This is a genomic window from Pseudomonas sp. McL0111, from assembly GCF_052567255.1.
In genome coordinates this window covers 2,133,715-2,153,278 of sequence record NZ_CP199585.1, presented here as the reverse complement: position 1 = coordinate 2,153,278, position 19,564 = coordinate 2,133,715, and the positions used below count along the sequence as shown (strand labels likewise).

Below are 19,564 nucleotides of genomic sequence, written 5' to 3'. Positions count from 1 at the left end.
TCATGTTCGTCCAGATTCTGGGTTCGGCCGCCGGTGGCGGTTTTCCGCAGTGGAATTGCAACTGCGTCAATTGCGCAGGTTTTCGTGATGGCAGCCTGAATGCCCACGCCCGCACCCAATCGTCTATCGCGATTTCTGACGATGGCGTGAACTGGGTGCTGTGCAATGCCTCGCCGGATATCCGCGCCCAGTTACAGAGCTTCGCCCCGATGCAACCGGGCCGCGCTCTGCGTGATACCGGGATCAGCGCGATCATCCTGATGGACAGCCAGATCGACCACACCACCGGCCTGCTCAGCCTGCGCGAAGGTTGCCCGCATCAGGTCTGGTGCACCGACATGGTCCATGAAGACCTGAGCAGCGGTTTTCCGCTGTTCACCATGCTCACTCACTGGAATGGCGGGTTGAACTGGAATCGCATCGAACTCGACCAGAGTTTCACCGTGGCCGCGTGCCCGAACCTGCGCTTCACCCCGCTGCCTCTGCGCAGCGCGGCGCCGCCGTACTCGCCGCACCGGTTCGATCCGCATCCGGGCGACAACATCGGCCTGATCGTCGAAGACCTGAAAACCGGTGGCAAGCTGTTCTATGCACCAGGGCTGGGCAAGGTTGACGCGCCGCTGCTGGAAATCATGGCTGGCAGCGACTGCCTGCTGGTGGACGGCACGATGTGGGATGACGATGAGATGCAGCGTCGCGGCGTCGGCACCCGCACCGGTCGCGAGATGGGCCATCTGGCGCAGAACGGCCCCGGCGGCATGCTTGAAGTGCTGGAGCAATTGCCTGAACAGCGCAAAGTGCTTATCCACATCAACAACACCAACCCGATTCTCGATGAGGATTCGCCGCAGCGCGCGGAACTGGCGCGGCGCAATGTTGAAGTGGCGTTTGATGGCATGAGTATTGTGCTGTAAGCAGTTGAGACCGCGGCGCGGCCTATCGCCAGCAGGCTGGCTCCCACATTGGGTTTTGGTGTGCACAAACCCCTGTGGGAGCCAGCCTGCTGGCGATGAGGCCTGAGCAGACACCACAGAATCCAACGGTTGTTCCCGGAGAACAGACATGACCGACACGCCAATGTCCCCCACCGAATTCGAAACCGCGCTACGCGCCAAAGGCGCCTTCTACCACATCCATCACCCCTACCATGTGGCGATGTATGAAGGCCGCGCCAGCCGCGAGCAGATTCAGGGCTGGGTCGCCAACCGCTTCTACTATCAGGTGAACATTCCCCTGAAAGACGCGGCGATCCTCGCCAATTGCCCGGACCGTGAAATCCGTCGCGAATGGATTCAGCGCCTGCTCGACCACGACGGCGCCCCCGGTGAAGACGGCGGCATCGAGGCCTGGTTGCGCCTCGGTCAGGCGGTCGGCCTCGACCCGGATCAACTGCGCTCACAGGAACTGGTATTGCCTGGCGTACGTTTTGCGGTCGATGCCTACGTCAACTTCGCCCGTCGCGCCAGTTGGCAGGAAGCCGCCAGCAGCTCACTGACCGAGTTGTTCGCGCCGCAGATTCACCAGTCGCGCCTCGACAGTTGGCCGCAGCATTACCCGTGGATCGACCCGGCCGGCTACGAGTATTTCCGCACCCGCCTCGGCCAGGCGCGGCGCGATGTCGAGCATGGTCTGGCGATCACGCTTGAGCACTACAAAACTCGCGAGGGCCAGGAGCGCATGCTGGAAATTCTCCAGTTCAAACTGGACATCCTTTGGAGCATGCTCGATGCCATGAGCATGGCCTACGAACTGAACCGTCCGCCGTATCATAGCGTCACAGCAGAACGGGTCTGGCATAAAGGAATCACCTTATGAGTTTCGACCGCAGCAAGACTCCGACCTGGCGTCCCGGCTATCGCTTTCAGTACGAACCGGCGCAGAAAGGCCATGTGCTGCTGTACCCGGAAGGCATGATCAAACTCAACGAAACCGCCGCGTTGATCGGCGGCTTGATCGATGGCGAACGGGATGTCGCAGCGATCATCGCCAAACTCGATGAACAATTCCCCGGCGTGCCTGAACTCGGTGAAGACATCGAGCAATTCATGGAGGTTGCCCGTGCGCAGCACTGGATCGAACTTGCCTGAGTCATCGGTGCAAGTACCGCCAAAACCGGAAATCGGCCTGCCGCTGTGGCTGCTCGCCGAGCTGACTTATCGCTGCCCGCTGCAATGCCCGTACTGCTCCAATCCGCTGGATTTCGCCGAGCAGGGCAAAGAGCTGAGCACTGAGCAGTGGATCAAGGTGTTCCGCGAAGCGCGGGAAATGGGCGCGGCGCAATTGGGCTTCTCCGGTGGTGAGCCGCTGGTGCGTCAGGATCTGGCCGAGCTGATTCATGAGGCGCGGCAGTTGGGTTTCTACACCAACCTGATCACCTCCGGCATCGGTCTGACCGAGCAGAAAATCAGCGACTTCAAGAAGGCCGGGCTCGATCACATCCAGATCAGTTTTCAAGCCAGTGACGAGCAAGTGAACAACCTGCTCGCCGGCTCGAAGAAGGCATTCGCGCAGAAGCTGGAAATGGCCCGCGCGGTGAAGGCTCACGGCTACCCGATGGTGCTGAACTTCGTCACCCATCGGCACAACATCGACAAGATCGACCGCATCATCGAGCTGTGCATCGCCCTCGAAGCGGACTTCGTCGAACTCGCCACTTGCCAGTTCTACGGCTGGGCGCAGCTCAACCGCGTCGGCCTGCTGCCGACCAAAGAACAACTGGTGCGTGCCGAGCGCATCACCAACGAATACCGCGCCAAACTCGAAGCCGAAGGGCATCCGTGCAAGCTGATTTTCGTCACCCCGGACTACTACGAAGAACGCCCGAAAGCCTGCATGAACGGCTGGGGCAGTATCTTTTTGACCGTGACGCCGGACGGCACCGCCCTGCCCTGTCATGGCGCCCGGCAGTTGCCGGTGCAATTTCCCAATGTGCGCGATCACAGCATGCAGCACATCTGGTACGACTCGTTCGGTTTCAATCGCTTTCGCGGTTACGACTGGATGCCAGAGCCGTGCCGCTCCTGCGACGAGAAAGAAAAGGACTTCGGTGGCTGCCGCTGCCAGGCTTTCATGCTGACCGGTGACGCGAGTAACGCCGACCCGGTGTGCAGCAAGTCCGAACAGCACGGTGTGATTCTCAAGGCCCGCGAGGAAGCTGAGCACGCCACCCAGACCATCGAACAACTGGCCTTCCGTAATGAACGAAACTCGCGCCTCATCGCCAAAGGCTGAACCTTTCAGCGCCACTCAAGCCGTCACCGCCGGTGTGGATTTCGCCGAACTGCAACTCGGTGCCAACGGTTTGTTCTGGAATGAATACCGCCCGGCGGACGCTGCGTGCCGTATCTGGCACTGGCGCGATGGTGTGGCGACGTGTCTGACGCCTGCGGGTTTCAGCGTGCGTAGCCGGGTGTACGAATATGGCGGTGGAGCGTTTTGTCTGACGCCTGACGGGATCGTGTTCGTCAACGAGGCGGATCAGCAACTGTACCGGCAGACACTCGGCGGTGAGCCTCAACCGCTGACCTCAGGTGAGTGTCGTTACGGTGATCTGCACTTTGCGACGAATCAGGTGCTGGCGGTCGAAGAAAACCAGGATCAGCATCGCTTGGTAGCGATTGATCTGGCGGACGGCGCGCGGCATTTGCTGGCGCAAGGGGCGGACTTTTATGCTGCGCCGATCATCAGTCTGGATGGCCAGCGTCTGGCTTGGATCGAGTGGAGTCGTCCGCATCAGCCGTGGACTTCTACGCGATTGATGGTGGCCGAGCGTTCCGCCGAAGGTGCTTTCTCGGCACCGCGTTGCGTGGCGGGCGATGGGGTCGAAGAGTCGATCCAGCAACCGCGATTCGATGCTGCCGGTCGATTGTATTGCCTGACTGATCGTGGCGGGTTCTGGCAACCGTGGGCCGAGTCATCGAACGGCTTAAACGCGCTGCCCGCTGCTGCGGCCGATCACGCTCCGGCTCCGTGGCAACTGGGCGGCTGCACTTGGCTGCCGATTGGTGACGGGCATCTTTCGACCTGGAGTGAGGGCGGTTTCGGTCGTCTTGACCTGTGTGGCGAAGACTTCACCGGCGCCTACAGTCGCTTCCGGCATCTGGCGCTGGATCAGCAGTTTATCTATTGCATCGCGGCCTCGCCGATCAGCCCTTCGGCGGTGATCGCCATTGATCGCGCGTCTGGTGAAGTAACGGTATTGGCCGGTGGCGTGGCACCGTTGCCTGCAGAGCGCATCAGCCGTCCGCAAACCTTGTGTTATCCGAGCGGCACTGGCGAAGCACACGGTTTCTTTTATCCGGCCATGAGCGGCGAAAACCGACCGCCGCTGGTGGTGTTTATTCACGGTGGTCCGACTTCGGCTTGCTATCCGATACTTGATCCACGCATTCAGTACTGGACCCAGCGCGGCTTCGCTGTCGCCGATCTCAACTATCGCGGCAGCAGCGGTTATGGCCGCGAGTACCGACAGGCCCTGCACCTGAGCTGGGGCGAAGTGGATGTCGAGGACTCGTGCGCGGTGGTGGCCTATCTGGCTGAGCGCGGCATGATCGACGGCGACCGCGCCTTTATCCGTGGCGGCAGCGCTGGCGGCTATACGGTGTTGTGCGCCTTGGCGTTTGAACAAGTATTCCGCGCCGGTGCCAGTCTCTACGGGGTCAGCGATCCGGTCGCACTGGGCAAGGCTACGCACAAGTTCGAAGGCGATTACCTCGACTGGCTGATCGGTGATCCGCTGGAAGACGCAGAACGCTACGCCGCTCGCACGCCGCTGCTACACGCCAGCAATATCCGCGTTCCGGTGATCTTCTTTCAAGGTGAGCTGGACGCGGTAGTCGTGCCGCAACAGACCCGCGACATGGTCGCAGCGCTGGAGTACAACGGTATTCCGGTGGAGGCGCACTACTACGCCGATGAACGCCACGGTTTTCGCCGGGCAGTTAATCAGGCGCATGCGCTGGAGCAAGAGTGGAAGTTTTATCGGCGGGTGATGGGGATGGTGGACTGAAAACCACGTCCATCCTTCAGAACCGTGGCGCCACAATCGCGGGCAAGCCCGCTCCCACAAGCATCTCGGTCGTTCACGAATTCTGTGTACGCCATAGAACCTGTGGGAGCGGGCTTGCCCACGAAAAGCGATCTATCAGACGCCGCCGTATTTAGCGCTTGGCGATGATGTACACCGCATGCACGATCCCGGGAATGTAGCCGCACAACGTCAGCAGAATATTCAGCCAGAACGCCCCGCCGAAGCCGACTTGCAGAAATACACCCAGCGGTGGCAACAGAATGGCGATGATGATGCGGATAAAGTCCATGAGCGTGCTCCTGAGGGGTTGGCCCAAATGAGCCATACAAGCTAATCGACCCGCGCCGTTCGTCAGGGTTCAGTGCAAACACCGACTCCGGCCATTTGTTCGCCATTACTCCACACAAAAAAACGCCCCACGCCAAAAGAATCAGGCGTGAGGCGTGCGTTATACCGCGAGACGGTTCTTGAATTCGGGCAGTACGGTTCGGATCAGACGGCAATCCCTTTGCGGCATTGCAGTTGCGCGGTGCGTACGCGGGAGAAGGCCCGGGCCAGGCGCAGGAGCATTTCGTCGATGTTGGTTTTGCTGACGGTCAGCGCCGGGGTGAAGCGCAGGCAGTTGGTTTGCGGGGCGTTGAGCAGCAGTCCTTCGTGCAGTGCGGCACTGACTACGGCTTCTGCCGAATCATCTGACAGGCTCAGTCCCCAAAACAGACCCTGTCCGCGCAACTCACCCTGGCCGTAACGATGCGCCAGACGGGCGAGCCCTTCGCGCAGGTGTTGGCCGTTGTCGTTGACCTGCTCAAGGAAAGCGCGATCCTGCACGCTGTCGAGCACAACCAGGCCGGCAGCGGTCATCAAGGCATTGCCATGGTGGGTGCCGCCCAGTTCGCCGGGTTCGAAACAGCAGGCCTTGCCCCGCGCCAGCAGCGCCGCCAATGGCACGCCTCCGCCAAGGCCTTTGCCGAGGACGACGATGTCCGCACGAACGCCGTAGGACTGTTCGGCGAGCAAGGTGCCGCAGCGGCCGATACCGGTCTGCACTTCGTCGAGGATCAACAGAATCCCCAGTTCGCGGCACAGACGCTCGACGCCTTTGAGGTAATGCTCGGTGGCGGGAATCACCCCGGCATCGCTCTGGATCGGTTCGAGCATGATCGCCACCGTTTGCGCATCGACTGCGGCGTGCAGCGCCGGCAGGTCGTTGAACGGCACCAGATCGAAGCCCGGCAGCAGCGGTGCGAAACGGTTATGCAGATTGCAACTGTCCGACGCCGACATCGTCGCCAGACTACGGCCGTGACAACCTTGTTTCGCAACGATGATGCGAGACGCACCGCCGCGATACAGTTGCCCCCATTTGCGCGCCAGTTTGATCGCCGCTTCACAAGCCTCGCTGCCGCTGTTGAGCAGGTAGGCCTGATCGCTCGAAGTGCTGGCACACAGCCGTTCGGCGAGGCTGAGCATGCCGCGATTGTGCAGATTGAAGCCGGGATTGATCAGCGACTGCGCCTGACTGGCGATGGCTTTGACCAGCGTCGACGGGCTGTGGCCGAGGCTATTGGCGCCGCCAGCCTGGGAGAAGTCGAGGTAAGCGCGGTCATTGCTGTCCCACAACCAAGAACCCTGGCCCCGGACGAAGACCTGCAGCGGCCGCGCGACGCTGGGCATCAAACGCTCGGCATTCAGGCTATCACCAGCCTCGGTTTCGCCAGCCTCGTGAGCCAGATCATCCAGGCTTGGCGCCTGACGCCGCAAACTGAACAGATTCATTGAAAAAAACCTCCTTTGAGGTTTTTTGAACTGCCTATGTAAACGCTTTTGACACTCACGCTATTCATCGCGCTTTATGGCCCTGTAAGCCCCGTTAATGCGGTTAGACTAGGCCGACTCACGGCGCCGAGCCATTTCGATTTCCCAGCATTTTCGATAAGCATTACTTATGGATTTCAAACAACTGCGTTATTTCGTCGCGGTCTACGAAGAAGGTCATGTCGGCCGTGCCGCCGAGCGCCTGTCGATCTCCCAGCCAGCCTTGTCGCAGCAGATCCGCCAGCTCGAACAGAACCTCGATGTCAGCCTGTTCGAACGCAGCAGCAAACGCCTGCTGCCGACCCTCGCCGCCCACACGTTGTACAACCATGCCCTGCCGTTGCTGGATGGATTGCAACGGGCGCGGGAAGCGCTGGGCAACTTCAAGGGTCAGGCGCTGCGCACTCTGGCAATCGGCGTGCTGCAAACCGTGCACACCAGTCTGGTGCCGCAAATGCTTGAGCGGGTGCGCAAGGCCCAGCCGCATCTGGTGGTGCAGATCTACGAACTGACCGGACTGGAAATCGAAAGGCGCCTGCTCAACGGTTCGCTGGACATCGGCATCAGTTATCTGCCACCGCGTCAGCCCGGTCTGCATGGCGTGATGCTCTACGAAGATGAACTGACGCTGGTGATCCCGGCGGATCATCCTCTGCGCGAATTCAAGAAGGTCTCGATGAAGCAGGCCGCCGAGCTGCCGATGTTGCTGCTGGGCGAAGAGTTTCAGATTCGTCAGATCTGGCAGGCGCAACTGGCCAGCCTCGGGCGTCGTCCGCAGGTGCAGGCAGAGCTGAACAATATGGTGGGGATTCTCGACAGTTTGCCGCATACCCGTCTGGCGACAGTGCTGCCGGGGCGTTCGCAAAAGGAATATGGCGATCAGGATCTGCTGTGGAAACCGCTGAGCGAACCACGGGTGCCGCTGAAAGTCGGGCTGGTATGTCGCGATGTGCAACGCCAACAAGCCTCTTTGGCGCTGTTGCGAACGTTGCTGGAGGAAGTGATGCAGCGCGAAGGGAAACCGCTGAAAGGCACGCCATCACTGGATGATCTGAGCTGAGGCACTTTTCTTCAGGCAAAAGAAAACCCCGCCGAAGCGGGGCTTTGCAGACTGTTTCCCTGACATCCATTTCACTCCGCCACCCTGGCAGAATCCTACGTGTCCGTGTTGTTGCTTTGAGCTTCCTGCTCGACGTCCATGAAATGTAGATTAGCCGTGGATCCAATTGGCGCATATGGGAGAACAGCAGCACGTTATGTAAGAGATTGCTTACATAACGTTTTGGATCAGAATTGCGCGGCGTCCAGCAGGAACAACGACTCGCTGCCAGCCTTCACCGATGCGCTCAACGAGTGGATACGCGGCAGCAGACGGGCGAAGTAGAAGCGCGCAGTGCCGAGCTTGCTGGCGTAGAAATCTTCCTGAGTTTCTTTGCCCAGCGCAGCCTTGGCCATCAGTGCCCACATGTAGGCGTATGCCACATAGCCAAACGCTTGCAGATATTCAACTGAGGCCGCGCCGATTTCGTTCGGGTTGTTTTTCGCCCGATCCAGCAGCCACGCTGTCAGTTCGTCGAGGGTATCGACGGCATCGTTCAGTGGCTTGGTGAATTCGGCCAGATCGGCATTGGCGGTTGCGGTGAAGTGGCGAATCTCGTCAGCGAACAGCTTGTAGAACGCGCCGCCGTTACCGACGATCTTGCGACCGACCAAGTCCAGCGCCTGAATACCGTTGGTGCCTTCGTAGATCTGGGTGATGCGCACATCGCGCACCAGTTGCTCCTGACCCCACTCGCGGATGTAGCCGTGGCCGCCAAAGATCTGCTGGCCGTGAATCGTGGTTTCCAGACCGAGATCGGTCAGGAACGCCTTGGCCACTGGTGTCAGCAGTGCAACGAGATCCTCGGCACGCTTGCGAGTGGTTGCGTCTTCGCTGAACTTGGCGGTGTCGAGTTGCATCGCCACGTAGGTGGAAAACGCACGGCCACCTTCGTTCGAGGCTTTCATGGTCAGCAGCATGCGACGCACGTCCGGGTGGACGATGATCGGGTCAGCGACTTTGTCTTTGTTTTGAGCGCCGGTTGGCGAGCGGCTTTGCAGACGATCACGGGCGTACTCAACAGCGTTCTGATAAGAGCGCTCGCCAGTGGCCAGACCTTGAATACCCACGCCCAGACGCTCGTAGTTCATCATGGTGAACATCGCGTTCAGGCCTTTGTTCGGCTCGCCGACCAGATAACCCACAGCTTCGTCGAAGTTCATCACGCAGGTCGCGGACGCCTGAATGCCCATCTTGTGTTCAATCGAACCGCAGCTCGCCGGGTTGCGTGCGCCCAGGCTGCCGTCGGCATTGACCATGAACTTAGGCACCAGGAACAGCGAAATGCCTTTCGGGCCTGCTGGTGCGTCCGGCAGTTTTGCCAGTACCAGATGGATGATGTTTTCGGTGAGGTCGTGTTCGCCACCGGTGATGAAGATCTTGGTGCCGCTGACCTTGTAGGAACCGTCGGCCTGAGGTTCGGCCTTGGTACGGATGATCCCCAGATCGGTGCCGGCATGCGGCTCGGTCAGGCACATCGAACCGGCCCAAATCCCGGCGTACATGTTCGGCAGGTACGCGGCTTTCAGCTCTTCGCTGGCGTGGGCGTTGATCGACAGACAAGCGCCGGCCGTCAGCATTGGGTACAGACCGAACGACAGGCTGGCGGAATTGACCATTTCTTCGACCTGGGCCGACACGGCTTTGGGCATGCCCATGCCGCCGTAGGCCGGATCACCGCCAACGCCGACCCAGCCGCCTTCGGCATAAGTCTGGTAAGCCTGGGGGAAACCGGCTGGCGTGGTGACGGCACCGTCCGCCCAGTGGCAACCTTCTTCGTCAGCGGCACGGCTCAGGGGCGCGATGCTTTTGCTGGTGACCTTGCCGGCTTCTTCGAGAATGGCTTCAACGGTTTCCGCATCGACGGTCTCGGCCAATGCAGGCAGTTCGGCCCAGAGTTTGGCGACCTCGAATACTTCGTTGAGGACGAAGCGCATATCGCGCAGCGGCGCTTTGTAGTCAGCCATGGCAAACCTCGCAAGATCTAAACAGGTGATTCGTGGAATGGTGTTTTCGTTGGGGCCGAGTGTACCCCAACAACTTTTGCGACACATAGGGTCAACCGGTGACTGATTTGTTATTTTTAGTCACCAGCCGGAAATTGTTTTTGATCTCTGGAGAAACCTGTGGCGAGGGAGCTTGCTCCCGCTTGAGTGCGCAGCACTCACTCATCGGACTCGCCGATCAGGGGCCGCTACGCAGCCCAGCGCGAGCAAGCTCGCTCGCCACAGAAGCGGTTTACAGTGCAAACAGCTCCGCCGGCAGTTTCATCAGGCAATCACTGCCCGCTTCGATAGCCGCTCGATGCGCCGCCGTTCTCGGCAACAAGCGCTTGAAGTAAAACTCGCACGTCGCCAACTTGCCACGCAGATAATCCGCCTCCCCTTCGCCGGCATCCAACTGCACCTGCGCCACCAGCGCCATGCGCAGCCACAGGTAGCCGAGGATGATGTAACCGCTGTACATCAGATAATCCACCGACGCGGCACCGACTTCGTCCGGGTTCTTCATCGCCGCCATACCGACCTTCATGGTCAGCTCGCCCCATTGCTGATTGAGCTGATCAAGCTGCGTGACGAAATCCCCCAACTGCGGATGCCCGGCATTCGCAGCACATAATTTGTGGACGATTTTGGTGAAGCCGCGCAGCAACTTGCCCTGACTGCCAAGCACCTTGCGCCCCAGCAGATCGAGCGCCTGAATGCCGTTGGTGCCTTCGTAGATCGGCGCGATCCGGCAATCGCGAACAAGCTGCTCCATGCCCCACTCACGGATAAATCCGTGGCCGCCGAAGATCTGCATCCCGAGGTTGGTCACTTCCAGTCCGGTGTCGGTCATGAACGCTTTGCAGATCGGCGTGAGGAAGGCCAACAGGTCTTCGGCCTCCTGACGTGCCTCGGCCTCAGCGCTCAGATGCGCGTTATCGAGTAACTGCGCGGTGAAGTAGGTCAGCGCACGATTGCCTTCGTTGAAGGCTTTCATGGTCAGCAGCATGCGCCGCACGTCCGGGTGGACGATGATCGGGTCAGCCGGTTTGTCCGGGGCTTTGGCGCCGGTCAGCGAGCGCATCTGCAAGCGGTCGTTGGCGTATTTGATCGCACCCTGAAAACTCGCCTCACCCAGACACAGTCCCTGCATCCCGGTGCCGAGCCGTGCGTGGTTCATCATGGTGAACATGCAGTTGAGGCCCTTGTTCGGCTCGCCGATCAAAAAGCCTTTGGCCTCGTCGAAGTTCAGCACGCAAGTGGCGGACGCCTTGATGCCCATCTTGTGTTCGATCGAACCGCAAGAAACGCCGTTGCGCTGCCCCGCTTCGCCGGTCGTGTCCGGGAGGAATTTCGGCACGATGAACAGCGAAATACCCTTGGTGCCGGCCGGTGCGTCAGGCAACTTGGCCAACACCAGATGGATGATGTTGTCGCTCATGTCGTGCTCGCCGGCAGAGATGAAAATCTTGCTGCCGCTAATCGCGTAGCTACCGTCGGCCTGAGGCACGGCGCGGGTCTTGATGATGCCCAAGTCAGTGCCGCAGTGGGCTTCGGTCAGGCACATGGTGCCGGTCCACTGGCCAGCGGTGAGTTTGCTCAGGTAAGTGTTCTTCTGCTCTTCGGTGCCGTGAGCATGGATTGCCGACATCGCGCCGTGGGTCAGCCCCGGATACATGCCCCAGGACGTGTTGCTGGAGCCAACCATCTCGCTGATCACCAGCCCCAGCGAACTCGGCAAGCCTTGGCCGCCGTAAGCCGGATCTGCCGCCAGACCGTGCCAGCCGCCCTCGACATATTGTGCGAAGGCTTGCTTGAAGCCTGTAGGCGTTGTTACCACGCCATTGTCGAAATGGCAGCCCTCTTCGTCACCGCTGCGATTGAGCGGCGCCAGCACGTTCTCGCAGAACTTCGCGCCTTCCTCAAGGATCGCGCTGATCATGTCCGGGCTGGCGTCGTCGGCACCCAGAGCTGCGTAGTTGGCGTGGAAGTCGAAGACGTTGTCGATCAGAAAGCGCATGTCGCGCAGGGGGGCTTTGTATTCAGGCATGGTGCTTCTCCGTCAGCAGATTTCTTCAACCTACTGCCGGCCACCACGCCTCACAATCACTGTCCAGACGCTGAATGCGCCGTCATCACTCAACCCGCAGCAGCGTCCATGCGCACCGCGCCACGGCGGTTCTGCCCGTACGCCACCACGCAGTTACGCCCGGCGCCCTTGGCTGCATAGAGCGCCTCGTCGGCGGACTTCAGGACTTGTTCCGGGTTGCGCTGCTCCAGCCGTTCGGCGACACCGATACTGACGGTGACCGAGACACTGGACGCACCGGAGCCGGCGCGACGCTGACGACCTTGCTGATCGTCATTCGGGCGGTTTTCCTGATTGCGCAGTTGAATGCTGTAAGACGCGATCGACTCGCGGATCACTTCCAGGTGCGGCATGCACTCTTCGAGGGTCTTTCCGGCGAATACCAGGGCAAATTCCTCGCCACCATAGCGATACGCCCTACCGCCGCCGCTGATCTTCGACAGCTTGCTGGCAACCAGACGCAGAACCTGGTCACCGACATCGTGGCCGTGGGTATCGTTGAATTTCTTGAAGTGGTCGACGTCGCTCATCGCCAGCACATAGTTGCGACCCAAACGCTGCATGCGTTCGTTGAGTGCGCGGCGCCCCGGCAGGCCGGTGAGTTCGTCGCGGAAGGCCATTTGATAGGCTTCATGCGCAACGGCGGCAGCGATCATCAGCATCACCTGGCTGCACATGATGTTCAGGGTGAACGGCAGGATGAAGGTTTTCGGCAGCATCCAGAACACACCCAGCAAGCCCACCAGTTGCGCCGCGTGCAGCGGTCGCGGGTTGCGCCAGTATTGCCAGGCCAACAGCACGAACGCCGAGACGAACACTGGATACGACAACTGGATCAGACTCATCCACGCGCCATGCAGCGCTGGCCAGCGGATCTCCGAAAGCCACATCAGCAGCGCTTGCGGGTAACTTTGCTCAAGCCCGAGGGCGACGCTGCCGAAGGCAAGCAATACGGCGAATCGCGCCACCATGTCCTGAAACAGGTGCGTACGTTCCTGCCACGCCGCGAACAGGCCGAACAACAGCGGCAGCAGCAGGCACACCAGATGGAACACCACCGCAGCGTCTTCACGCACTTTGCCGTTGTCGCGGTAATAGTCGGTCTGGGTGTCGAGCAGGAAGTAGGCGATGTACACCGTGAGCATCAGAAACAGTTCGCGCTGACGTCGGTAAACCGCACAGTAAGCACCACCCAACAGCAGCACCAGAGTCGGCAATACGTTGAACAGTGAAGTGAAGAACACGTTGAGGTCTTTGACGTACGCAGCCGACAACCCCGCGAGTAACAACAGCAGTGATGGTAAAAAATGGCTAAAACGTACAGCGGAAGAACGCGGCAAGGGGTTGAACTCCGACCCGGCAAAAGATGGCATTGTGCCTGCATTTTGAGCAGTTAAGCACATGCAGTGTGACCTGCGTCACATCGAAGCCTCTTTAACGGCAGGAAATCAGCTTTTCTTAGCCTTTTAGTGGGGAATTTGCCGCGGTTAAACAATTATTCATGAGGCATAAAAAAAGCCGCTGTCCCCGGAGGGAGCAGCGGCCGTGAAACTTGCCCTGAGACTTAGTAGCCCAGTGCGAAGTCTTCTTCTTTCATGTCCATCAGGTTATTGGCGCCCGACAGCATGGTGGCCACGTGTGTACGGGTACGCGGCAGGATGCGCTGGAAGTAGAAGCGCGCGGTTTGCAGCTTGGCGGTGTAGAACGCCGCGTCGCTGGTGCCTTCTGCCAGCTTCTCGGCTGCCAGACGCGCCATGTCGGCCCAGAAGTAAGCCAGGCAGGCATAACCGGAGTACATCAGGTAGTCCACGGAAGCCGCGCCAACTTCTTCGCGGTCTTTCATGGCAGCCATACCGACCTTCATGGTCAACTCGCCCCACTCTTTGTTCAGTGCAGCCAGCGGAGTGACGAATTCCTGAACGGCTTCGTTGCCTTCGTTGGTCTGGCAGAACTTGTGGACGATCTTGGTGAAGCCTTTCAGAGCCTCGCCTTGAGTCATCAGCACTTTACGGCCCAGCAGGTCGAGTGCCTGGATACCGGTGGTGCCCTCGTACAGCATCGAAATGCGGCTGTCGCGAACGTTCTGCTCCATGCCCCACTCGGCGATGAAGCCGTGGCCGCCGTAGATCTGCACGCCGTGGTTGGCGGATTCAAAACCGACTTCGGTCATGAAGGCTTTGGCGATTGGAGTCATGAAAGCCAGCAGTGCGTCGGCTTTCTTCTTCTCTTCTTCGTCCACGCCGTATTTGACGATGTCGACCTGTTTGGCGGTGAAGTACACCATCGCACGGTTGCCTTCGGCGAATGCCTTCATGGTCAACAGCATGCGGCGTACGTCTGGGTGCACGATGATCGGGTCAGCGGCTTTTTCCGGCGCTTTCGGGCCAGTCAGGGAACGCATTTGCAGACGGTCACGAGCGTATTTCAGGCCACCCTGGAAACCGATTTCGGCGTGGGCCAGGCCTTGCAGCGCGGTACCCAGACGAGCGGTATTCATGAAGGTGAACATGCAGTTCAGGCCTTTGTTGGCCGGGCCGATCAGGAAACCGGTCGCGCCGTCAAAGTTCATCACGCAAGTGGCGTTGCCGTGGATGCCCATCTTGTGTTCCAGCGAACCGCAGGTCACAGCGTTGCGTGCACCGATGGTGCCATCAGCATTCGGCATGAACTTTGGAACGATAAACAGGGAGATGCCTTTGGTGCCAGCCGGTGCATCCGGCAGGCGGGCCAGTACGATGTGGACGATGTTGTCGGCCATGTCGTGTTCACCGGCCGAGATGAAGATCTTGGTGCCGGAGACTTTGTAGGAACCGTCAGCCTGAGGTTCGGCCTTGGTGCGCAGCATGCCCAGGTCGGTGCCGCAGTGCGGTTCGGTCAAGCACATGGTGCCGGTCCATTCGCCGGAAACCAGTTTGGTCAGGTAGGCGTCCTGCTGCTCAGGGGTGCCGTGCTCGGAGATGGTGTTCATCGCGCCGTGCGACAGGCCCGGGTACATGCCCCACGACCAGTTGGCCTCGCCAACCATTTCGCTGACAGCCAGACCCAGCGACTCAGGCAGACCCTGACCACCGTGCTCGACGTCGTGCGCCAGGCTCGGCCAGCCGCCTTCGACGAATTGCTTGTAAGCCTCTTTGAAGCCAGTCGGGGTTTTCACGCCGGACTCGCTCCAGGTGCAACCTTCGATGTCGCCCACACGGTTCAGCGGAGCCAGTACCTGCTCACAAAACTTGGCGCCTTCTTCGAGAATGGCGTCAACCATGTCCGGAGTTGCGTCTGCGCAAGCCGGAAGGCTCTGATAGTGCGCTTCGTAGCCGAGCAGCTCGTCACGAACGAAGCGAATATCACGCAAGGGGGCCTTGTAGTCAGGCATAGCGATAAACCTCTGCTGATGTAACCGGGAATGAACGACCGCGTTGATTTGTTGTGACGGTCAAACAGTTGTTTGAAACATACGTTTACGCCGAAATCTTGTCAAGCATCGATCTTTTGCCGTTCGTCATCACAGTTTCCAAACGCCGGCCACGACAGAACGCCATGCGCTCGACCGAGCCACGGACAATCAAACAAAGATTAGTTGAGAGAGAAGGACTTACAACGAAAAACGCCGCGAACAGGCGCGGCGTTAGCGAAACATGAAATGCTGCAAATCAGGCAAAAGTGTCGATGATCGTACCGAGCACTTCATCGGATGCCTTGGCGACTTTGGCGCCCAGTTCTACCTGGAACTTGCCTTGAGCCATCTGCACCATGTCGCTGCCCAGATCCATTTGCTGGCTGCGATCCACACCGCGCAAACGATCGATCTGCGCTTCCGAAGACTGGCTGGTAACCGAACGCTCAATGGTGTTGTTGGCGATCTGGCTGGCCGCCTGATCGACACGGTTCTGCCCGGTCTGAATCGTGCTCAAACCCGCATAAAAAGCTGTGTTACCGGAGATTTCCATGGGAGCTCTCGTCCTTGGGAAGGATCAATACAAGCCATTGAACCAGAGGCGTCAGAAAAACACCCGTCAAAAACACTAATGGCACAGTGCCTGCTCATAGGCAAAATCAGTCGAGCAGATCCAATTGCAGATGTTCCGCCACCGCCTCGGCACTGATTGACTTGAGTTTCGGTACCCGACCAAGACACGGCGCGGGAATCCGCTCGGCCAGCGTCGCCAGGTTTTCCTCCAGCCGTGAGGTCTTCGGATCAATGATATTCGCCACCCAGCCCGCCAGTTGCAGACCATCGCGAGCAATCGCCTCGGCCGTCAGCAGCGCATGACTGATACAACCCAATCGCACGCCAACCACCAGAATCACCGGCAGCTTCAAGGCGATAGCCAAATCGGAAAGATTGTCCTGATCCGCCAACGGCACACGCCAGCCGCCCGCGCCCTCGATCAGGGTGAAATCGGCATTCATCGCGAGAATCGAGCGCATCGGTGCCAGCAGCGATTGCACCGTCAGCGCCACACCAGCCTCCCGCGCCGCCAGATGCGGGGCGATGGCCGGTTCGAACGCCACCGGATTGACCTGTTGATAAGTCAGCGGCAATGAACACTCAGCCAACAGCGCCAGTGCATCGCTGTTGCGCAAACCCTTGGTGGTCACCTCGCAACCGGAAGCTACCGGTTTGCCCGCCGCCGTACTCAATCCCGCCGAGCGCGCCGCATGCAGCAATCCGGCAGCCACGGTGGTCTTGCCGACGTCGGTGTCAGTTCCGGTGATGAAATACGCTGCGCTCATAAGGGTTTCTCCAACACGGCGTAGACCACCTGATAAGTCGCCGGCAATCCCGACGCCTCACGGAACTGCTCGTAAGCATCCACCAGACCGAGAATCCGCGCCCGCCCGGTCAAACCGCCGGGCCTGCCCGGATTCAGATTATGCGCGCCGAGCGCCTTCAGTTCGTGGGTCAAACTGCGCACATCCGGGTAATGCAGCACATGCGGCTGGTTTTCCAGACTGACGGTGCGCAAACCGCTGGCCGCACACAACTGCTCGTAACGAGCGAACTCGCGGAAGCGGTTGACGTGTACCAGGCCATCGACCTGCCGCCAGCTATCGCGCAATTCGTACAGCGTCCCTACACAAAGACTAGCAAACGCGAAAATCCCCCCCGGCTTGAGCACGCGAAAGGCTTCGCTGAGCACCGAATCGAAATCCGCGCACCACTGCACCGCAAGGCTGGAGAAGATCAAATCACAGCTGGAGTCCTGCAACGGCAGCCGTTCGGCATCACCGGCGATGAAATGCTGAGCACCGCCCAACGGACGGGCGTGATTGAGCATGCCTTCAGCGATATCCAGCGCCAGCCCGTTGCTTGCGTCGAAACGTTCGGCCAGCGCCCGAGTGAAATAACCAGTGCCGCAGCCCAGATCCAGCCAACGCGCCGGAACAAAGTCTGCGGGCAAACGCTGCAACAACTGCGAACCGACATCGCGCTGCAACTCAGCCACGCTGTCGTAGCTGGCCGCTGCACGGGAAAAAGACGCCGCCACCCGACGTTTGTCAGGCAAGCCACCGGGCAACGCCGCTAGAGATAAATCAGTCATCACCGCACTCATGTAAAAACGCCTGGATCGCACCCGCCACTCCGTGGGGGTCCTCCAGCAGAAACGCATGGCTGGCCTGTTCGATCAGGCCAATTTCGACATCCGGCAACAACGCGAACAACTCCCCTGCTGCCTCGGCGGGCACCAGACCGTCCTGTCCGGCAAACAAATGTAACTGCGGGCCGCGAAACGCCTGCACGGCTGCGCGAGTGTCTATCTGCGCAAGCAATTCCAGACCTGCCATCAGCGCTGCGGGCGAAGCAGTCGGCGCCGCGGTCAGCAACAGCCGCGACAAGCCACGCGGGTCCTGAGCGCCTTGTGCGCACAGCAGCGAGAAACGTTTGAGGGTGGTTTTCGGATCAGCAGCGCAACCGGCGAGAAAAGCATCAAAGGTCTCGGTCGGCATCGCGCTCGGCCACTGTTCGTGGGCAACAAAAGAAGGATTACTCGCCAGCGTCAGCAGACCGCAGCAATGCTCACCCCGACGCGCCGCCAGTTCAGAAGCGAGCATGCCACCCAGCGACCAGCCGCCAAGCCAGACATCCTGAGGAATTCGCTCATCGAGTTCGTCGAGCCAGTCTTGCAGGTCACCGGAATCGAGTTCCGGCAGCGGCTCGATCTCGACATGCAGATGTTCGTCGAGTCCCTGCAATGCGGCAGCCAAAGGTTCCAGCGGCGAAATGCCGAGGCCCCAGCCGGGCAGCAGGATCAGTCGGTTACGCATGGCTTGGCTCCGACGACAGTTGGGCAAAGCAATCGGCGAGACCCTCTAACAATAGCTGCACCTGCGCCTCGCTGTGGGCGGCGGTCAACGTCACCCGCAACCGCGCACTGCCAGCGGGCACGGTGGGGGGGCGAATCGCGGTGACCATCAAGCCGCGCTCGCGCAGCATCTGCGACAAGCGCACCGCACGGCCGGCATCGCCAATCATGATCGGCTGGATCGGGGTGAAGCTGTCCATCAGTTCCAGCCCGATCTGTTCAGCGCCATGGCGGAACTGGCGAATCAACGTCTGTAAATGTTCACGCCGCCAATGCTCGCTGCGCAGCAGTTCAAGGCTTTTCAGCGTCGCACAGGCCAGCGCCGGCGGCTGGCTGGTGGTGTAAATGTATGGGCGAGCGAACTGGATCAGACTTTCGATCAGCTCTTCACTGCCAGCGACGAACGCACCAGCAGTGCCGAATGCTTTGCCGAGGGTGCCGACCAGCACCGGCACATCGTTCTGACTCAAACCGAAATGCTCGACGATTCCGCCACCGTTGGCGCCCAGCGGCCCAAAACCGTGGGCATCGTCGACCATCAGCCACGCACCTTTGGCCTTGGCTTCGCGGGCCAGCGCCGGCAGATCGGCGATATCGCCGTCCATGCTGAACACGCCATCGGTGACCACCAGCGTGTTACCGGTGGCTTTCTCCAGGCGCTTGGCCAGACTCACGGCGTCGTTGTGCAGATAGCGATTGAAGCGCGCCCCGGACAACAAACCGGCATCCAGCAGCGAGGCATGATTGAGCCGGTCTTCGAGCACCGTGTCGCCCTGCCCGACCAGCGCCGTGACGGCGCCCAGGTTAGCCATGTAGCCGGTAGTGAACAGCAACGCGCGCGGGCGACCGGTCAGGTCAGCCAAGGCTTCTTCCAGCGCGTGATGCGGGGTGCTGTGGCCGATCACCAGATGCGACGCCCCGCCGCCAACGCCCCAGCGCTCGGCGCCAGCGCGCCAGGCTTCGATCACCTGCGGGTGATTGGCCAGGCCTAAATAGTCGTTGTTGCAGAACGCCAATAATGGCTGACCATCGACCACCACTTGTGGCCCCTGTGGGGTTTCAAGCAGCGGGCGCTGGCGATAGAGATTTTCGGCACGACGGGCAGCAAGGCGTGCGGCGAGATCGAAAGACATGCAGGCCTCGGTGAGATCACAAATATCAAAGTGAACGCGATTCCCTGTGGGAGCGAGCTTGCTCGCGAAGACGCCTTCACATCCGACATCAATGTCGACTGAAATACCGCTT

The 19,564-nt window shown here is 60.0% G+C and carries 17 protein-coding genes; 6 read left to right on the top strand and 11 right to left on the bottom strand.

Going from position 1 to position 19,564, the window contains the following annotated elements:
• The first annotated feature begins 2 nt into the window (after positions 1–2).
• The 5 genes from pqqB (at position 3) to ACTWLJ_RS09705 (ending at position 5,008) form a co-directional block, all read left to right on the top strand.
• The gene (gene pqqB / locus ACTWLJ_RS09725; RefSeq protein ID WP_401216447.1) at positions 3–914 is read left to right on the top strand and encodes a pyrroloquinoline quinone biosynthesis protein PqqB; all 912 of its coding nucleotides are present in this window, start codon (positions 3–5) and stop codon (positions 912–914) included.
• 148 nt (positions 915–1,062) lie between these two features.
• A complete protein-coding gene (gene pqqC / locus ACTWLJ_RS09720) occupies positions 1,063–1,815 on the top strand; it encodes a pyrroloquinoline-quinone synthase PqqC (protein ID WP_445180689.1) in 753 nt (250 codons plus the stop codon).
• On the top strand, positions 1,812–2,087 hold the full coding sequence (pqqD, locus tag ACTWLJ_RS09715) for a pyrroloquinoline quinone biosynthesis peptide chaperone PqqD (RefSeq protein WP_401216449.1): 276 nt from the start codon (positions 1,812–1,814) through the stop codon (positions 2,085–2,087). Before pqqC ends, pqqD begins: the two co-directional genes overlap by 4 nt.
• Before the next feature lie 7 nt (positions 2,088–2,094).
• Positions 2,095–3,231 carry a pyrroloquinoline quinone biosynthesis protein PqqE gene (pqqE, locus tag ACTWLJ_RS09710; protein WP_401216492.1) on the top strand — a complete coding sequence of 379 codons (1,137 nt, stop codon included), beginning with the start codon at positions 2,095–2,097 and terminating at the stop codon, positions 3,229–3,231.
• Positions 3,197–5,008, top strand: coding sequence for a prolyl oligopeptidase family serine peptidase (locus ACTWLJ_RS09705; protein WP_445180688.1), 1,812 nt, complete (start codon positions 3,197–3,199; stop codon positions 5,006–5,008). The genes pqqE and ACTWLJ_RS09705 overlap by 35 nt, the downstream gene beginning before the upstream one ends.
• A gap of 151 nt (positions 5,009–5,159) precedes the next feature.
• Here the strand turns inward: ACTWLJ_RS09705 and ACTWLJ_RS09700 are convergent, their stop codons facing one another.
• Both ACTWLJ_RS09700 and ACTWLJ_RS09695 read right to left on the bottom strand, forming a co-directional pair.
• A complete protein-coding gene (locus tag ACTWLJ_RS09700) occupies positions 5,160–5,318 on the bottom strand; it encodes a YqaE/Pmp3 family membrane protein (protein ID WP_003228885.1) in 159 nt (52 codons plus the stop codon).
• Between the two features lie 203 nt (positions 5,319–5,521).
• Positions 5,522–6,805, bottom strand: a complete 1,284-nt coding sequence (locus tag ACTWLJ_RS09695) for an aspartate aminotransferase family protein (protein ID WP_445180687.1) — start codon at positions 6,803–6,805, stop codon at positions 5,522–5,524.
• A 169-nt stretch (positions 6,806–6,974) separates the two neighbouring features.
• Here ACTWLJ_RS09695 and ACTWLJ_RS09690 point away from each other — a divergent pair, with 169 nt between their 5' ends.
• On the top strand, positions 6,975–7,904 hold the full coding sequence (locus tag ACTWLJ_RS09690; RefSeq protein ID WP_401216452.1) for a LysR family transcriptional regulator: 930 nt from the start codon (positions 6,975–6,977) through the stop codon (positions 7,902–7,904).
• Positions 7,905–8,131: 227 nt separating this feature from the next.
• Here the strand turns inward: ACTWLJ_RS09690 and ACTWLJ_RS09685 are convergent, their stop codons facing one another.
• From ACTWLJ_RS09685 to bioF, 9 genes are all read right to left on the bottom strand, one after another.
• Entirely contained in the window at positions 8,132–9,910 is a 1,779-nt protein-coding gene (locus ACTWLJ_RS09685) for an acyl-CoA dehydrogenase C-terminal domain-containing protein (protein WP_445180686.1), read from the bottom strand.
• A gap of 271 nt (positions 9,911–10,181) precedes the next feature.
• Complete coding sequence (locus ACTWLJ_RS09680) at positions 10,182–11,978, bottom strand: acyl-CoA dehydrogenase C-terminal domain-containing protein (protein WP_445180685.1); 1,797 nt, start codon at positions 11,976–11,978, stop codon at positions 10,182–10,184.
• An 89-nt stretch (positions 11,979–12,067) separates the two neighbouring features.
• Positions 12,068–13,357 carry a GGDEF domain-containing protein gene (locus tag ACTWLJ_RS09675; protein WP_445180684.1) on the bottom strand — a complete coding sequence of 430 codons (1,290 nt, stop codon included), beginning with the start codon at positions 13,355–13,357 and terminating at the stop codon, positions 12,068–12,070.
• 224 nt (positions 13,358–13,581) lie between these two features.
• Entirely contained in the window at positions 13,582–15,387 is a 1,806-nt protein-coding gene (locus ACTWLJ_RS09670; protein ID WP_445180683.1) for a phenylacyl-CoA dehydrogenase, read from the bottom strand.
• Positions 15,388–15,664: 277 nt separating this feature from the next.
• Positions 15,665–15,961 carry a pyrroloquinoline quinone biosynthesis protein PqqE gene (locus tag ACTWLJ_RS09665; RefSeq protein ID WP_129395789.1) on the bottom strand — a complete coding sequence of 99 codons (297 nt, stop codon included), beginning with the start codon at positions 15,959–15,961 and terminating at the stop codon, positions 15,665–15,667.
• A gap of 106 nt (positions 15,962–16,067) precedes the next feature.
• Positions 16,068–16,748 carry a dethiobiotin synthase gene (gene bioD / locus ACTWLJ_RS09660; protein WP_445180682.1) on the bottom strand — a complete coding sequence of 227 codons (681 nt, stop codon included), beginning with the start codon at positions 16,746–16,748 and terminating at the stop codon, positions 16,068–16,070.
• On the bottom strand, positions 16,745–17,557 hold the full coding sequence (bioC, locus tag ACTWLJ_RS09655; RefSeq protein WP_445180681.1) for a malonyl-ACP O-methyltransferase BioC: 813 nt from the start codon (positions 17,555–17,557) through the stop codon (positions 16,745–16,747). Before bioC ends, bioD begins: the two co-directional genes overlap by 4 nt.
• Positions 17,550–18,281: an alpha/beta fold hydrolase gene (locus ACTWLJ_RS09650; RefSeq protein WP_445180680.1), complete on the bottom strand. Its 732-nt coding sequence runs from the start codon at positions 18,279–18,281 to the stop codon at positions 17,550–17,552. The genes bioC and ACTWLJ_RS09650 overlap by 8 nt, the downstream gene beginning before the upstream one ends.
• A complete protein-coding gene (gene bioF / locus ACTWLJ_RS09645) occupies positions 18,274–19,452 on the bottom strand; it encodes an 8-amino-7-oxononanoate synthase (protein ID WP_445180679.1) in 1,179 nt (392 codons plus the stop codon). The genes ACTWLJ_RS09650 and bioF overlap by 8 nt, the downstream gene beginning before the upstream one ends.
• Positions 19,453–19,564: the final 112 nt, after the last annotated feature.

Bases quoted from the DNA above. Each gene is read 5' to 3' on its own strand.
- ACTWLJ_RS09700 (WP_003228885.1), bottom strand. From the start codon at position 5,318: ATGGACTTTATCCGCATCATCATCGCCATTCTGTTGCCACCGCTGGGT.
- ACTWLJ_RS09690 (WP_401216452.1), top strand. From the start codon at position 6,975: ATGGATTTCAAACAACTGCGTTATTTCGTCGCGGTCTACGAAGAAGGT.
- ACTWLJ_RS09665 (WP_129395789.1), bottom strand. From the start codon at position 15,961: ATGGAAATCTCCGGTAACACAGCTTTTTATGCGGGTTTGAGCACGATT.
- ACTWLJ_RS09670 (WP_445180683.1), bottom strand. From the start codon at position 15,387: ATGCCTGACTACAAGGCCCCCTTGCGTGATATTCGCTTCGTTCGTGAC.
- bioD (WP_445180682.1), bottom strand. From the start codon at position 16,748: ATGAGCGCAGCGTATTTCATCACCGGAACTGACACCGACGTCGGCAAG.
- ACTWLJ_RS09680 (WP_445180685.1), bottom strand. From the start codon at position 11,978: ATGCCTGAATACAAAGCCCCCCTGCGCGACATGCGCTTTCTGATCGAC.
- ACTWLJ_RS09705 (WP_445180688.1), top strand. From the start codon at position 3,197: ATGAACGAAACTCGCGCCTCATCGCCAAAGGCTGAACCTTTCAGCGCC.
- ACTWLJ_RS09650 (WP_445180680.1), bottom strand. From the start codon at position 18,281: ATGCGTAACCGACTGATCCTGCTGCCCGGCTGGGGCCTCGGCATTTCG.
- pqqC (WP_445180689.1), top strand. From the start codon at position 1,063: ATGACCGACACGCCAATGTCCCCCACCGAATTCGAAACCGCGCTACGC.
- bioC (WP_445180681.1), bottom strand. From the start codon at position 17,557: ATGACTGATTTATCTCTAGCGGCGTTGCCCGGTGGCTTGCCTGACAAA.
- ACTWLJ_RS09695 (WP_445180687.1), bottom strand. From the start codon at position 6,805: ATGAATCTGTTCAGTTTGCGGCGTCAGGCGCCAAGCCTGGATGATCTG.
- pqqB (WP_401216447.1), top strand. From the start codon at position 3: ATGTTCGTCCAGATTCTGGGTTCGGCCGCCGGTGGCGGTTTTCCGCAG.
- pqqD (WP_401216449.1), top strand. From the start codon at position 1,812: ATGAGTTTCGACCGCAGCAAGACTCCGACCTGGCGTCCCGGCTATCGC.
- bioF (WP_445180679.1), bottom strand. From the start codon at position 19,452: ATGTCTTTCGATCTCGCCGCACGCCTTGCTGCCCGTCGTGCCGAAAAT.
- ACTWLJ_RS09685 (WP_445180686.1), bottom strand. From the start codon at position 9,910: ATGGCTGACTACAAAGCGCCGCTGCGCGATATGCGCTTCGTCCTCAAC.